Genomic DNA, 13761 nt, shown 5'->3' with positions numbered 1-13761 from the left:
ATGGTCCGATATGGACGAACTCATTCTTCTGCGGCACGGTGAGACCGAGTGGAGCCGGGACGGCCTGCACACCGGACTGACCGACCTCCCGCTCACGCCCAAGGGGGAGGGGCAGGCCCGTGCTCTCGCCCCCGTGCTGGAGGGCAAGAGCTTCTCGCTCGTCCTGTCCAGCCCCGCGATGCGCGCACGGCGCACGGCGGAACTGGCCGGGCTGACCCGGTACGAGATCGACCCGAACCTGTGGGAGTGGGACTACGGAGGCTACGAGGGCATCACCACCCCCGACATCAGGAAGCAGCGTGCCGGCTGGTACCTCTGGCGCGACGGTGTGATCCCCGGAGACGCCGGGCATCCTGGTGAGACCGTCGAGCAGGTCGGCGAGCGCGCCGACAAGGTGATCGAACGGGCCCTGCAGGCGGAGGGCACCGTCGTCCTGGTGGCTCATGGACACTTCCTGCGCGTGCTCACCGCCCGCTGGCTCGGCCTGCCCCCGCAGAACGGCCGCTACTTCAAGCTGGACACCGGGACGGTGTCGGTGCTGGGCTTCGAGCACGAGGAGCACGCCATCGCCCGCTGGAACGCGCCCGTCTCCGGGTCGCCCATCTAGTCCACGCCCGCCGGTGCGAGGCGGGAGCCGGGGAAGGGCGCGAGCAGGGTCTCGCGCCAGGGGCCGTCGAGGAACTCCCTGGCCCGCTTCCGCCAGTCGAGCAGACGCTCGTCGGGCGCGATCTCGTCGTCCAGTCCGAGCGCGGCGTCGTGGGCGCGCTGGGTGGCCAGGTGGTCGTCCAGCGACATGCCCCAGATCGTGACGACCTCGGTGTCGCAGAACAGCACCTCGTACAGGCCGACGAGCCGATGCCCGTGCTCGGCCAGGACGGGGGCCCGTTCCTCCCGCACGGCCGCGAGATAGTCGAGTGCGGCTCCGGGCCGCACCTGCGCGCTCTCGAACAGGTAGAAGGGCGCCGCGTACTCCTCGGCGAGCAGGTCCGCGACCGCCGGGCTTCCGTGTACGGCGCCGAGCGGGCGGGAGAAGGCGGAGAACCGCAGGTCGTCGATGTCGGACAGGAAGAGCCGGTCGTCGACGCCGTCGTAGATGTTCATCATCTGGCGCCAGCCGCCGTCCCAGCCGCCGTGGCAGTCCCACAGCGTGACGGCCTTGAACTGGGGGTGCCCGGTGATGCCGACGGCGTAGAAGGCACCGACCAGGTCGATCTCCCGTGACCGGATGGACAGGCCCTTGGTGAGATCGGGCCGGTCGAGCCGTTCGTCCTCCTTCTTGTACCTGGTCAGCCAGGTGAGGTACTCAAGAGGCTTGCGAGAGTTCATCGGCCGGAAGTCGACCTCTTCGATCAGATAGATCCCGCGGCGCATCGCGGCCTCCCGTCAACCAAGCTAACGCTTGGTCGAAGAGTAGCCCCGTCCACGCGCCCGTACAAGGAAAGGCCGATCAAGGCTTTGCGACGCCGGAGGCGGGCGGGCGGGGCTCAGCCGGTGACGATCGCCTGGCTCTGGGGGTCCTCGCCGGAGGCCGGCGCGCGGGCTCAGCCGGTGACGATCGCCTGGGGTTGGGGTCCTCGCCCGGTCAGCCACTCAAGGACCTTGCGGTGGCCCCGGCGGGCGTCCTCGAAGTGGCCCCAGCGCCAGTATCTCGGCTGGTCCCTGACTCCGGTCACCCAGGTGCGGTAGGAGACAGGATGGGCGCCGTCCTCCTCGGTGGAGGCCGCGGACGCGACTCCGTATGTACGGATCACGACGCGGCCCCCTGGAGCGAACAGCACGTCGTCGGCTACGGGGTAGAGAGTCATCTGGTCCAGCATCACGGGCCCCCACAAACTTCACAGGAAGTGGACAAACCCAGTCTGCCGGATCGATGAACGACCCCGGTTACGCGACCAGCGCTCTCTGGTTAACCGGACTTGCGATATGTGAACAGGGTGTTACGCGACCAGGTTGTCGAACTCGCCGTCCTTGACGCCGAGCACGAGCGCCCGGATCTCGTCACGGGTGTAGATCAGGGCGGGACCGTCCGGGAAACGGGAGTTTCGGACGGCGACGCCCCCGTCGGGGAGTTTGGCAAGCTCGACGCAGTTGCCCTGCGAGTTGCTGTGAAGACTCTTTCGCCACGCGACGCCGGTTAGGCTCGTGGCCGGCATTCCGTTATACGGCTGGCTCATCTAGGTCTCTCTAAGTATGTCGCCGAGTATCTCGGCAGTGCCCCCGGGAGTTGTGCTCTCGATGCACAGCTGTTCCATGGCAGTGAGGTATGGATCAATGTCCTCACGTTTGTCCAGGTAAAGGGCACCCCACAGCTGCTCGACGTAGACCACGTCCGACAGGTCGGACTCCGGAAAACGCAGGATGGTGAACGCTCCACCCTCGGCGGCGTGCATACCGAACTGGAACGGCATCACCTGCAATGTGATGGCGGGCATGCTCGCGACCGCCATCAGGTGCTGCAGCTGCTCATACATGATCTCCTTGCCGCCGATGGGCCGCCTCAGCGCGGCCTCGTCGATGACGGCCCAGAGTTTCGGTCCATCCTCACGGGTGAGACGTTCCTGCCGCTGCATGCGCAGATGCACGCGACGCTCGATCTCGTCGTCCGTGACCTCTGGATACCCGAGCCTGATCACCGTCCGGGCGTACGCGGCCGTCTGCAGCAGACCCGGGACGAACTGCACCTCATAGGTGCGGATCACCGAGGCGGCCTCTTCCAGCCCGACGTACGTCGAGAACCATGTGGGAAGCAGGTCACTATATTTGTGCCACCAACCAGGGGTGTTGGCCTCACGGACCATTTCGAGCAACCCGCGGCGATCGGCGTCGTCGTTGACGCCGTAGAGCGTGAGCAGATCCTCGACGTCACGCGTCTTGAACCCGACCCGTCCGAGCTCCATCCGGCTGATCTTGGACTCCGAAGCACGGATATGGAATCCCGCTACCTCACGGGTTAGCCCGCGCTCCTCACGCAGCCTGCGTAAGCTGGCGCCCAACATGATGCGCCGAACCGTTGAGCCGGAACCAGGCGGGTCGATGGACACGTGCTTTCCTCCGGTTGTGGACTGGTTCACAGTCTGTCAAAGATCGCGCGTGTGTTCCCCCTTCGGTTTTCACTCCCTTGGGCAACCGTAGCGGTTGCACGACCCTCCTGCACGTGCATTCGCTCTTGCACCTGCACATGAGTTTGCACCATCATGATCTCGTGCACTCCACGGACCTGATACGTGGGCGAACCCAGTGGTCGGCCGTCGATTGGTGGCCCCCCGCCGGCTGGTGGCCCCATCCAGCACGCGACCTCCCAAGCCCTGGAGCCGGCACGTCGAGTGCCACCTTCGTGCTCCCCCCACGGGCCGAGTCCGTGCACTGGGCGAGGAGCTTCGCCGGCGGCAGTCTCATCGGCTGGGGCATGGGCGATCTGGCGCAGGACATGGCTCTGGTGGTGTCCGAACTGGCCACCAACGCACTGCGGCACGGGTTGGTGCTCGACCCGAGGAACCTGCGGGAGAGCGGTGCCGAACCGATCCGCATGTCGATGATCCGCCGAGGCTCCCTGGTGACGTGCGCCTTCGCCGACCCGGGTTCGGCGGCGCCCGTCCTGCGCCATCCGTCGCCGCTGGAACCCGGCGGCATGGGGTTGCACATCGTGGAGTCGATGAGCCTGCGGTGGGGCTGGAACCCGCTGCTCCCGCAGGGCAAGGTCGTCTGGGCCGTCCTCAAGAGCTGAGCGGAGGCCGGCCGGGTGGGACCCTCAGAAGGTGACGGGAAGCTCCTTGATCCCGTTGATGAAGTTGGAGCGCAGGCGGCGGGCCTCTCCGGCGGGGGCGATGCCGGGCATCCGCTCGGCCAGGGTCTCGAACAGCACGCGCAGCTCCATGCGGGCAAGGTGGGCGCCCAGGCAGAAGTGCGGACCGCCGCCGCCGAACCCCACGTGCGGGTTCGGATCGCGTCCGATGTCGAACCGGTCGGGCCGATCGAACACCGCCTCGTCGCGGTTCGCCGCGTTGTAGTACACGATGACCTTGTCCCCCTCGGCGACGGCCTGGCCGCGGATCTCGGTGTCCCGGGTGGCCGTACGACGGAAGGCCATCACCGGCGAGACGTACCTCGCCACCTCGTCGGGCACCGTGCGCAGCAGCGTACGGTCGGCGAGCAGGCGCTCCCACTCCCCCGGCTCGTCGAAGAAGGCCAGCATGCCGCCGGTGGCGGCGTTGCGGGTTGTCTCGTTGCCCGCGACGGCGAGCATCACGACGAACATGCCCACTTCGGCCTCGGAGAGGGCCTCGCCGCCGGTGACCACTTTGGTGATGATGTCGTCACGTGGCTCAATCAGCCGAGCTTTTCCGAGTTGGATGCCATACTCAAACAAACCGAACAACTCGGTCGTGTCGTCGCTGGAGAACTCCGGATCGTCGAAGCCGACGAGCCGGTTCGACCAGCGGAAGATCTTCGCGCGGTCTTCCACCGGCGCGCCGAGGAGTTCGCAGATCACATAGAGCGGCAACGGCGCCGCGATGTCGCCGACGAAATCGGCGGTGCCCCCGCTGAGCTGATCGATGAGCTCATTGCAGACCACCCTGATGTGGTCCTCCAGCTTCCCGATCATCCGTGGGGTGAACCCGCGGTTGACGATGGACCGCGTCGCGGTGTGCTGAGGCGGATCCTGGTTGAGCATGATCAGCTGGTTGCGGGAAAGCCCTTCCGGAGAGAGCTCGTAGAGCATCGACGACTTGAGCTGGGAGGAGAACAGTTCCGGGTGACGTGACACGTGAGTCACGTCCTCGTGGCGGGTGATCGCCCAGAACCCCGGCCCTCCTGGATCAGGGTGCCAGTGAACGGGTGAGTGCTCCCGCAACCAGGCGTACTGGTCCCAGGGCACGCCTTGCTCGTACCGATCCGCGGAGAAGATGTTGATCTCGGGCCTCATGGATTCAGGGTCTATTCTGCTACGTCGATCCCGTCAAGCGGGTGCTCTGCATTACGGTGGCTTCTTGGTGACTCCCGCGAGACCTTCGAGAGAGCTGTGATGGATGATCACCTGCTCGACTGGTTGACGACCCTTGACGAAGAGCGGCTCGCGCGCGTCCTGGCCAACCGCCCGGACGCCATCGCCGCACCCTGGCCGCGCCGCCTCGACACGCTCGCCCGGCGTCTCAGCGACAACTTCGCGGTCATGGAGGTCATGCGTGGCCTTCCCCTGCCCCCGCTGGAGATCCTTCAGGCGAGCCTGGTCATCGGCGAGCGCGCCACCGGTGAGGAGCTCGCCCGTTTCCTTGGAGTGACCAGGGCCGAGATCCTCCCCTGGCTCGACGGCCTGTTCGACCACGCTCTGGCCTGGCCCGGTCCCGACGGCCACCTGCACCTGGCCGAGGCCGTCGCCCGCTGGTGGACCGCCCCCTGTGGGCTCGGCGACCCCCTCGTGGCCTACCTCGACTCCTGGACGCTCAACGCCGAGGGCCTGCGCCGGATGAGCCGCAGCCTCGGCCTGCCGGCCCAGGGCGGCAGGCGGCAGCTCATGACCCGCCTCACCGCCATCCTCGGCGATGCCGACCGGCTCGCCGCGCTGCTGCGCGACGCGCCTGACGGCACGATGAGCCTGCTCGACGAGTTCGCGTGGGACGGGCCGGTGCGCGGCGTCGACGGCAACCGCTTCGTCGCGCCCGGCGCCCCTGAGAAGTGGGCGGCCGACCGGGGGCTGCTCTTCCGCACGCAGTGGGACATCGCCGAGATGCCGCGCGAGGTAGCGCTCGCGTTGCGCGGCCCCGACTACCATCCCCCCTTCACCCCCGAGCCGCCGCAGCTCGGCACGGTGCCGGCCGATCCGGAGGCCGTCGACCACGCCATGTGCCTGGCCGCGCCGCACGCCGTCGACCGGGCCGCCGCCCTCCTGGAGAACACCGACAAGACCCCGCTCCCCCTGCTCAAGGGCGGCGGCGTGGGGGTGCGCGAGGTGCGCAGGGTCATCAAGGAGACCGGCTGCACCGAGGAGGAGACCCGGCTGCTGCTGGAGGTCTGCACCGTCGCCCGGCTGCTCGCCTGGGACGAGACGGCGGGCGGCCTGATCCCGACCAAACGGTTCGACGCCTGGCGGCTGGAGGACGCCCCCGCACGGCTGCGGGTGCTGCTTGCCGCGTGGTGGCGCATGGAGCGTTCGTCGCTGCGCCGCGCCGCCGGCCGCTACCCCACGGTGCTCAGCGACGATCCCGCCGGCGAAACCGTCGCCCGCGTCCGCTGGGCGGTGCTCGCCACGCTCGCCACGCTCCCGCAGGACGCGGCCTTCGCGAGCATGCCCGAGCTGGTACAGGCCGTGCACTGGCGGGCTCCGCTGCTCGACAGGGAGCTGCTGGCGGAGTGCTGCCCCGCGATGCTGAAGGAGGCGCGGCTGCTCGGGCTGGTCGCCGCCGACACGCTGACAGGCCTCGGACGTTCGCTGGCGGCGCTGGGGTCCGCGCTGGCCGGTGACGAGCAGGACGAGACGGTGCCGGAGATCGAGCGCGATCCCGGGCTGGTGGAGTCCTCGGTGCACGCGCTGGCCAGCGCGCAGCGCACCGCTCTGTTCGGGGCCGACCTGACCGCCGTCGTCACCGGACCGCCCGCCGCCGAGCTGTCGGGCCTGCTCGACCGCGCCGCCGAGCGCGAGTCCCAGGGCGCCGCCTCGGTGTGGCGGTTCACCCCCGCCAGCGTGCGCCGGGCCCTGGACGCCGGGTACTCGGCCGACTCCCTGCTGGAGGAGCTCCGCACGGCGGGCACCATCCCGCAGCCGCTGACGTACCTCATCAAGGACGTGGCCCGGCGGTACGGCGAGGTCACGGTCACCACGGTCGGCTGCATCATCCAGGGCTCCGACCCCGCGCTGCTCGCCGAGATCGCCGCGCACAGGCGGCTGGCGCGTCTCGGCCTGCGCCTGCTCGCCCCCACGGTGCTGGCCGGCACCGCTCCGGCGGAGCGCACGCTCGCCGCGCTGCGCGACGCCGGGTACGCCCCGGTGCCGGTGGACGACACCGGAGAGATCACGGTCAGGCGCGAGCCGCAGGGCGGGCGGCTGATCCTGCTCCCCGGAGGGCGGGTGGCCGAGCTGGAGGAGCCGCAGGCCGTCATCGCCGAACCCCCGCCCGACCCTCGCGAGCACGCCCGGCGTCTCATGCACACGCGTGAGGAGGAACGCCACACCGGGCAGACCTGGGCCGTCATCGGACGCCTGGCGACCCGGCTGCCCACCGCCCAGCAGTCCCTCCTGGGCTTCGTGGTCGACCGCGGTGTCCGCGCCCTGATCACCCTGTCGGACGGGCTGACCGCCACGATCAGCCACGGAGAGCTACGACGCGGAGTCCTGGACGCGTGGTGCGAGGAGGCCGGCGACTACTTGGAGTTCCCGCTCGCGGAGATCTCATCGGTGACGAGCGGTTAACCGTCCGTCCAATGGGGTCATCACCCTGCCCACAGAATGCGTTTACCGTTAAGTCGCCGAGTGGTCACACTAGGTGTGCGTCGCGTGCATAAGGGCGTTCCTGAAGGGCACAGGGAGACGAAACCGGCTATCGCCGGCTCTACGGCCCAGGGTGGTGAGCAGAGAATGGACTCACTAGGAAACAACGGTCCAGCAGGCAAGATCGGCCGCGCGTTGCTCCACCGAGTACACATCCCGGCACTCCATTGGATACAGGTTCCCTTGTTTCACCGAACACCTGTTTCAGCGGCCCACGATGTACGCGTTCCGGCGCCACGCCCACCCGGAGACGCTCGAATCGACTGGCCTGATGGCGCGCAAACCGGCCAACGTGACGGTGCCCCAGGCGCCCACACCCAACCTCCGGCCCCACGTACAACCGGACCCCTGGTCCCGCGTCCCAGACCTCCGGCCCCGCGTTCAGCCTGGTTTCCGCTCTCCCGTTCAGCCAAACCTCCGGCCCAACGTTCAGCCTGGTTTCCGCTCCCACGTTCAGCCAGACCTCCGGTGCCACGTTCGGCCGGACCTCTGGTCTCGCGTACCGCCGACCCCCACCTGCCACGGGTGGTCGGAAGGACGACCGGGTCCCTGCTGTCCCGAACCTGGTCCCTGCTGTCACAGGCCGGCGCGGCGACGAAGGACCTGCTCGCGAAGCTGACCACGACCATCCACATGCGCCACCGGTGGACGTCCGTGGAGAGCATCGGCCACGTGGTCACCCAGCGCTGCGACACCTGCGACAAGACCCGCGTACGGGTAAGGGCCACCCAGCACTCCAACAAGCAGCGAAACCCCTGACCTTCAGCGCCATCCCCCTGCCGCCACGAACAGCGGAACCACCCCCCTCGCCACCGACCAGGCCACCGCCCACCACGGACAACCGGACCACCCCCTCACCGCCGACCAGGAAACGCCACACCACAAACGGCCGGACCACCCCCACACCGCCGACCAGGCGGATGTCACCTGCCGGGTGGGAAACAACCGGGTACCCCGATCAAACGGGTGCCGGGAGGGCCAAAAAGATGATCCAACCCCGCTCAGCCGTGTGTATGGCACGGCCGCCTACGTCGCCTGCTGCGTCGGCCACCGCCCGGCTCTTCGATCCCCAGCACCGACATCGGTGACGGCCTTATCGTCAGCGCCGTCGTCCCGGAGACGAGAACAGGGGCCGGCTCGCGTCGGTTGTGGATTCGCGGGGGTTACGGGATGAGGGTCAGGGTGTTGACGGTGTCTTTTCGGATGCCTTGTTCGGTTTGGCGCATAGGGGTGGAGTCGCCGTCGGCCCAGAGCTCGGCCTGGTCGTCATAGTTGGTGTGGAAGGCGTGGCCGGAGGCGCCAGTCAGGTTGACCCAGCGCGAGCGGTCCAGGTCGGCGAGGTCGGCGACCATGCGCATCGAGGGAACCCAGTCGACCTCGTATCCCTCGGCCGCGTCCCAGCCGGTCGCGTCGACCGCGTCCTTGCCTCCGCCGAGCTTCAGCGGGCCCCGGTTGAACAGCCACTCGATCGGGCCGATGCCCGAAGTACCGAAGGTCTCGTTGGTCAGTTCGAGGGTGTGCAGGTCACCCCAGCGCCAGTCCTGCGGTGAGTCGCCCAGCCTGGCCCGGAGCTCCTGCGCCGCGTCGGCCATCGCCGCCGCCATCATGTCGTCTCGCGTCTCGACCTTGCCCTTGGTGCGGACGTCGTCCCACCAGCGGTCGCCCGGCTTGTCCAGGAGCGGGCGCACCACCTCGTACCAGCGGTCACCACCGCCCGCGCGTCCCCCTTCCGGCAGTTCGTCGTCGAAGATCCGCTGGAGCAGGTGGCGCCATACGGCGTTGAAGTAGGCGGCCGGCGCCGAGTCGCGGCCCTGGGTGAAGTCCCAGCTCCCGAGCAGTTCCTTCGCCTCGGGCACGCGGGTGCCGGCACGCAGCAGGTACGGCACCAGCAGGGGCGCCAGGCCGTGCGCGGAGTCCCTCTGGATGTCCCCCATGGCCGCGACGTTGATCTTTCCCTTGGACATGGCCTGCTTGATCCGGTCCACGATGCGCTGGGAGCGGTAGCCGTACGACCAGTCGGAGGTCAGGAACCGGCTGTAGGCGGGGCCGATGGCCGCGTTGTTGGCCGTAGCGATGAACCCCTCGGGCGGGTTGTACGCCATGGGGAGCTCTTCGAAGGGGATGAAGCCGGTCCACTCCTCGTCCCCGGTCCAGCCCCGGGCGGGCCACTGCCCGTCGCCCTTGGACCTGACGGGAATCCGCCCAGGAGCCTGGTAGCCGATATTTCCATCAACATCCGCATAAATCATGTTCTGGGCGGGAGCCTCGAAGAACGAAGCGGCCTTCCTGAACTGCTCGAAGTTCGTCGCCGTGTCCAGCGCGAGCAGCGCGTCAGCCGTGCGGCCCGGGTCCAGGGCCGTCCATCGCAGTGCGACCTCCACATCATGCCCGGCGACCGCGAGCTTGCCCGTCTCCCCAGGCTTACCGGCCTCCCCAGGCTTACCGGCCTCCCCAGACTTGCCCGTCTCCCCAGACTTGCCCGTCTCCCCAGGCTTACCGAGCTCCCCCGCGTTGGCCGCGGCGCCAGGCAGGGCGTCCTTCGCGCTGCCGAGGACTCCGGAGATGATCGGCCCGTGCGCGGTCGACCGTACCGTCAGCTTCTGGGACGGGCCGCCCGCGACCTTGAACTCCTCGGTCCGGGTCTCCATGGGCGACCACCGGCCCTTGACCTCGTAGGTGTCACCCTTGGTCCGTTCGAGGTAGAGGTCGGTCACGTCGGGGCCGAGGTTCGTGAACCCCCAGGCGACCCGGTCGTTGTGTCCGATCACGACCCCGGGGAGACCGGTGAAGGTGTAGCCCACGACGTCGTACGGGCACGTGGCGGACTTCACCCGGCAGTGCAGCCCGGCCTGATACCAGATGGACGGGATCCGCGGCCCGAGGTGGGGGTCGTTGGCGAGCAGCGGCTTGCCCGTGTCGGTGTGCGCACCGCTGATGACCCAGGAGTTCGAGCCGATCCCCGCGCGGTCGGCGCCATCCGAGCCGAGCAACGAGGGCATGGCCCGCAGCGTCCGCGACACATCGGCCAGAGCCCGCGAGGCCATCGTGGCCCCCGCCTGAGACTCCGACGCCTTCTCCCGTGGCTCCGAGACCTGCGTCATCCGTTCCGAGGTCCGGTCCAGCGAATCCGCGGTCCGGTTCAGCGAATCCGAGGTCCGGTTCAGCGAATCTGCGGTCCCGTTCAGCGAATCCGAGGCCTGCTTCGGCGGTTCGGCGACGCCGAACTCGCCGTTCCGGACGTTGCCCGTCGTGACGATCGGCTGGTGCCTGTCGTACGGGTAGGCGGGAAACAGCTCCTTGACCCGGTCGGCCGACACGGCGGACGCGTCGAGAGACCGCTCCAGCTCACTGTCCATGTTGGAGCGCAGATCCCAGGCCATCGCCTTGAGCCAGGCCAGCGAGTCGGCGGGGGTCCACGGCTCGGGCGTGTAGGAGCCGTTGGTCAGCTTGAGCACGGCGTATTCGAGGCTGCGGTCGGCGAAGCCCTGGTTCTGCCCCATCCAGACGTTGACGCCGGCCGCGTAGTCCTCCATGGCCTGGCGCGTCTGGGGGTTGAGCAGGGCCACCTCCTTCTCCGCCGTACGCCGCCAGCCGAGCGTGCGCACGACCTTGTCCACATCGAGCGTGGAGGCGCCGAACAGCTCCGACAGGCGGCCGGCGGTGGTCTTGCGGCGGAAGTCCATCTCCCAGAACCGGTCCTGGGCGTGGACATAGCCCTGCGCCCTGAACAGATCCCGGGGGTTGTCCGCGTAGATCTGCGGGATGCCGTACCGGTCGCGAAGGACGCTCACTTTCGCGCTCAGGCCGGAGAGGCGCAGCTCCCCGTCGAGCTGGGGAAACGACCTGCGCACCGTCCAGGTCGCGACCCCTGCGAGCAGGACGACCAGCGCCAGGAGGGCGGTGAGGATGCGTGCCACCCATCGGAACGGACGGGGGAACCGAGCAAAGGGGGCAATCCTCAAGATTCACTGACCTTTCACCACAATGTGCGCGCATCACAATATCGGGCGACACAGCATGTCCCCCACCGCCGGCCCATCCCCGTTCCGGTCTTCTCGCAGGCGGACGGAGAGCGGGCCTTACGAACGGCCCGGCGCGACCAGCGCGGTGACGAGATCATGAAGCCCCGCGACGGTACGCGCCGCGTCGCACTCTTCCTTCAGCGCGGTGGCCACCTCGGCGGCCAGTGGAGCCAGCACGGCATGCGCCAGGTAGTCGGCGTCGGAGCCGGGCCGCGCCTCGGCGAGGAGGATGGAGAGGTGCCGGTGCCAGAAGCGGTAGGCGCCGATGCGGTAGCGGGCGCCGGAAGGCGAGGTCTCGGACACCCGGAGCAGGTCGAGATGGCCGTACAGGTATCCGGCGTAGGCGTCCACGAAGGCCAGGATCCGCTCGCCGGCCGGGGCGCCGGGGCCCAGCGGAGCAGGACCGTAGATGATGCGCTGCTGGAGATCGCGCTCGCGCTCGTCGAGGAGGGCGACGGCCAGCCCGGATTTGTCGCCGAATCGGCGGAACAGTGTTCCCTTGCCCACCCCGGCCTCGGCGGCGATCGCGTCCATCGACACGGCCGTCACACCGTTCTTCTCGAACAGCCGCGCCGCCGCCGCGAGGACCTTCTGACGGTTCCTCGCCGCGTCCGCTCGCTCGCGCGGCGGCTCGCCCCCGAGCAGGTTCAGCAACTCACCCGGGGCGCCCGGCCCAACCCGGCCGGTATCCGCATCGTTCACTAAACGGACTATAGTCCATTTAAGTCCCGTGGTCCAGCCTCCCACCGTACTCGCCCCGCACTACGGTTCGCGATCACCTCCGCATCCCGAGGCCATGCTCGCCATGATCCTGCCGACTCGTCTGGACGAACCGGCCCGCGGCGCCACCGGTCAGCTTGGCGACCACCCAGCCGAACCCGATGAGCAGGCAGGTTAAGGGCTGTGGCCGACCTCCCTGAGCGTGGATCAGCAGGTCGACAGGGCTTTCGGGGATGATGCGCCCTTCACCGAGTCAGTCGTCGAGGTCCGGCATGGCGTCCAGGTGGCGTTCGAGTGCGTCGAGGCGCCGCGCCCACATGCGCCGATAGGGCTCCAGCCACTCGTGCACCTCCGCGAGCGGCTCCATCCGGAGCTCGTAGACGCGTCGCTGGGCGTCCGGGCGCATCCGCACCAGGCCCGCCTCGCGGAGCACCTTCAGATGCTTCGAGGTGCCGGGCTGGGTCAGCCCGAGCTCTTCGACCAGCTCGCCGACCGCCCTCGGCCTTTCGAGGAGCAGGTCGAGGATGCGGCGACGGTGGGGTTCTGCCAGCACGGCGAAGGCGGTAGCCATGGCCTCGATGATAACTCAAAGGACATATATCTACAATGGAATAAACACCGCTCAGGACAGGATTCCGCACGCCGAAACGGCCAGTAGGCACATAGTGCGAGTCATGACCCCACAGCGTCCGGCGGGGCCCCTTTGGTCAGGGTCCGGTCTTGCGGCCCACGCCGCCGACGACCCAGGCCTTCTCGGGGCGGTGGAGGTTCAGGGGGTTGTCCGGACGCCACTGCCGTACGTAGACCAGCCCGGGCTCGACCGGTTCCAGACCATCGAGGAAGCCCTGCACCTGGTCACGCGTGCGGGAGGCGTCCTCCATCCGGTTGAAGACGCGCCGGTAGACCTCGACGATGGGCGCCGCCGCTTCGGGGCGGGAGTCGAACACGATATGCGCGATGGCGAGATAGCTTCCCGCCGGCATCCAGTCGCGCAACTCGGCCACGCGCTTGAAGGGATCGTCCTCGTCGGGAATGTACTGCAGGGCGCCCGTGATCACGACGGCCAGAGGCCGCTCGACGTCGATGATCTGCCGCAGGATCGGGTCCGCGACCAGTTCGGCCGGGTGGAGCACGTCGCCTTCGACGACGCCCGTGCGGGAGTCGGTGGCGAGCAGCGCCCGGGAGTGGGACAGCACCACGGGATCGGTCGCCACGTACACGACCCGGGCTTCGGGGATCAGCGACTGGGCGATCTCATGGGTGTTCTGCCGGCTCGGGATCCCCGCGCCGATGTGGATGAACTGGGTGATGCCCTGCTCCACCAGGTAGCGGATCACCCGGACCTGGAACGCCTGGACTTCCCGAGCCATGGTGCGGATCTCGGGGGCGATGGCGAGGATCTGTTCCGCGGCCTCTCGATCGGCGGCGAAGTTGTCCTTTCCACCGATGAAGTAATTTCCGATGCGGGCGAAGTTGGGGGTGCTGGTGTCCAGACCCGCTCCGACCCGCCGGACCTCATCAGTCACGCCTCAACTC

General features: G+C 68.6%; 13 protein-coding genes. 4 read left to right on the top strand and 9 right to left on the bottom strand.

Going from position 1 to position 13761, the window contains the following annotated elements; translation table 11 throughout:
• The first annotated feature begins 10 nt into the window (after positions 1-10).
• Complete coding sequence (locus tag ABD810_RS23355) at positions 11-607, top strand: histidine phosphatase family protein (RefSeq protein WP_344944171.1); 597 nt, start codon at positions 11-13, stop codon at positions 605-607.
• Here ABD810_RS23355 and ABD810_RS23350 read toward each other — a convergent pair.
• From ABD810_RS23350 to ABD810_RS23335, 4 genes are all read right to left on the bottom strand, one after another.
• Positions 604-1371, bottom strand: a complete 768-nt coding sequence (locus tag ABD810_RS23350; protein WP_344944168.1) for a hypothetical protein — start codon at positions 1369-1371, stop codon at positions 604-606. The genes ABD810_RS23355 and ABD810_RS23350 overlap by 4 nt on opposite strands.
• Positions 1372-1541: 170 nt before the next feature.
• Positions 1542-1805, bottom strand: a complete 264-nt coding sequence (locus ABD810_RS23345) for a hypothetical protein (protein ID WP_344944165.1) — start codon at positions 1803-1805, stop codon at positions 1542-1544.
• Positions 1806-1937: 132 nt separating this feature from the next.
• Positions 1938-2174, bottom strand: coding sequence for a DUF397 domain-containing protein (locus ABD810_RS23340; RefSeq protein WP_344944162.1), 237 nt, complete (start codon positions 2172-2174; stop codon positions 1938-1940).
• Entirely contained in the window at positions 2175-2996 is an 822-nt protein-coding gene (locus ABD810_RS23335; RefSeq protein ID WP_344944447.1) for a helix-turn-helix domain-containing protein, read from the bottom strand.
• Positions 2997-3334: 338 nt separating this feature from the next.
• On the opposite strand from ABD810_RS23335, the gene ABD810_RS23330 reads away from it, so the two are divergent.
• Positions 3335-3724, top strand: a complete 390-nt coding sequence (locus tag ABD810_RS23330) for an ATP-binding protein (protein WP_344944159.1) — start codon at positions 3335-3337, stop codon at positions 3722-3724.
• Between the two features lie 24 nt (positions 3725-3748).
• Here ABD810_RS23330 and ABD810_RS23325 read toward each other — a convergent pair whose 3' ends face one another.
• On the bottom strand, positions 3749-4924 hold the full coding sequence (locus tag ABD810_RS23325) for a cytochrome P450 (RefSeq protein WP_344944157.1): 1176 nt from the start codon (positions 4922-4924) through the stop codon (positions 3749-3751).
• 99 nt (positions 4925-5023) lie between these two features.
• Between ABD810_RS23325 and ABD810_RS23320 the strand changes: the two genes are divergently transcribed.
• Positions 5024-7405, top strand: coding sequence for a helicase-associated domain-containing protein (locus tag ABD810_RS23320; RefSeq protein WP_344944154.1), 2382 nt, complete (start codon positions 5024-5026; stop codon positions 7403-7405).
• Positions 7406-7951: 546 nt separating this feature from the next.
• The gene (locus tag ABD810_RS23315) at positions 7952-8242 is read left to right on the top strand and encodes a hypothetical protein (RefSeq protein WP_344944151.1); all 291 of its coding nucleotides are present in this window, start codon (positions 7952-7954) and stop codon (positions 8240-8242) included.
• A gap of 404 nt (positions 8243-8646) precedes the next feature.
• On the opposite strand, the gene ABD810_RS23310 is transcribed toward ABD810_RS23315, so the two are convergent.
• The 4 genes from ABD810_RS23310 to ABD810_RS23295 all read right to left on the bottom strand — a co-directional run bounded on the left by ABD810_RS23310 (position 8647) and on the right by ABD810_RS23295 (position 13751).
• Positions 8647-11400 (bottom strand): penicillin acylase family protein, encoded by a 2754-nt coding sequence (locus ABD810_RS23310; RefSeq protein ID WP_344944147.1) that lies wholly within the window; start codon positions 11398-11400, stop codon positions 8647-8649.
• Between the two features lie 162 nt (positions 11401-11562).
• Positions 11563-12207: a TetR/AcrR family transcriptional regulator gene (locus ABD810_RS23305; protein WP_344944144.1), complete on the bottom strand. Its 645-nt coding sequence runs from the start codon at positions 12205-12207 to the stop codon at positions 11563-11565.
• A gap of 271 nt (positions 12208-12478) precedes the next feature.
• Entirely contained in the window at positions 12479-12796 is a 318-nt protein-coding gene (locus tag ABD810_RS23300; protein WP_344944140.1) for an ArsR/SmtB family transcription factor, read from the bottom strand.
• A gap of 136 nt (positions 12797-12932) precedes the next feature.
• Positions 12933-13751, bottom strand: coding sequence for an SAM-dependent methyltransferase (locus tag ABD810_RS23295; RefSeq protein ID WP_344944136.1), 819 nt, complete (start codon positions 13749-13751; stop codon positions 12933-12935).
• Positions 13752-13761 lie beyond the last annotated feature (10 nt).

It is taken from the genome of Sphaerisporangium flaviroseum (assembly GCF_039537005.1).
GTDB lineage: Bacteria > Actinomycetota > Actinomycetes > Streptosporangiales > Streptosporangiaceae > Sphaerisporangium > Sphaerisporangium flaviroseum.
This window is presented reverse-complemented; position numbering and strand designations above follow the sequence as displayed.

Excerpts from the sequence above, each read along its gene's own strand:
- ABD810_RS23355 (WP_344944171.1), top strand. The coding sequence starts at position 11 with ATGGACGAACTCATTCTTCTGCGGCACGGTGAGACCGAGTGGAGCCGG.
- ABD810_RS23350 (WP_344944168.1), bottom strand. The coding sequence starts at position 1,371 with ATGCGCCGCGGGATCTATCTGATCGAAGAGGTCGACTTCCGGCCGATG.
- ABD810_RS23345 (WP_344944165.1), bottom strand. The coding sequence starts at position 1,805 with ATGACTCTCTACCCCGTAGCCGACGACGTGCTGTTCGCTCCAGGGGGC.
- ABD810_RS23340 (WP_344944162.1), bottom strand. The coding sequence starts at position 2,174 with ATGAGCCAGCCGTATAACGGAATGCCGGCCACGAGCCTAACCGGCGTC.
- ABD810_RS23335 (WP_344944447.1), bottom strand. The coding sequence starts at position 2,996 with ATGTTGGGCGCCAGCTTACGCAGGCTGCGTGAGGAGCGCGGGCTAACC.
- ABD810_RS23325 (WP_344944157.1), bottom strand. The coding sequence starts at position 4,924 with ATGAGGCCCGAGATCAACATCTTCTCCGCGGATCGGTACGAGCAAGGC.
- ABD810_RS23320 (WP_344944154.1), top strand. The coding sequence starts at position 5,024 with ATGGATGATCACCTGCTCGACTGGTTGACGACCCTTGACGAAGAGCGG.
- ABD810_RS23300 (WP_344944140.1), bottom strand. The coding sequence starts at position 12,796 with ATGGCTACCGCCTTCGCCGTGCTGGCAGAACCCCACCGTCGCCGCATC.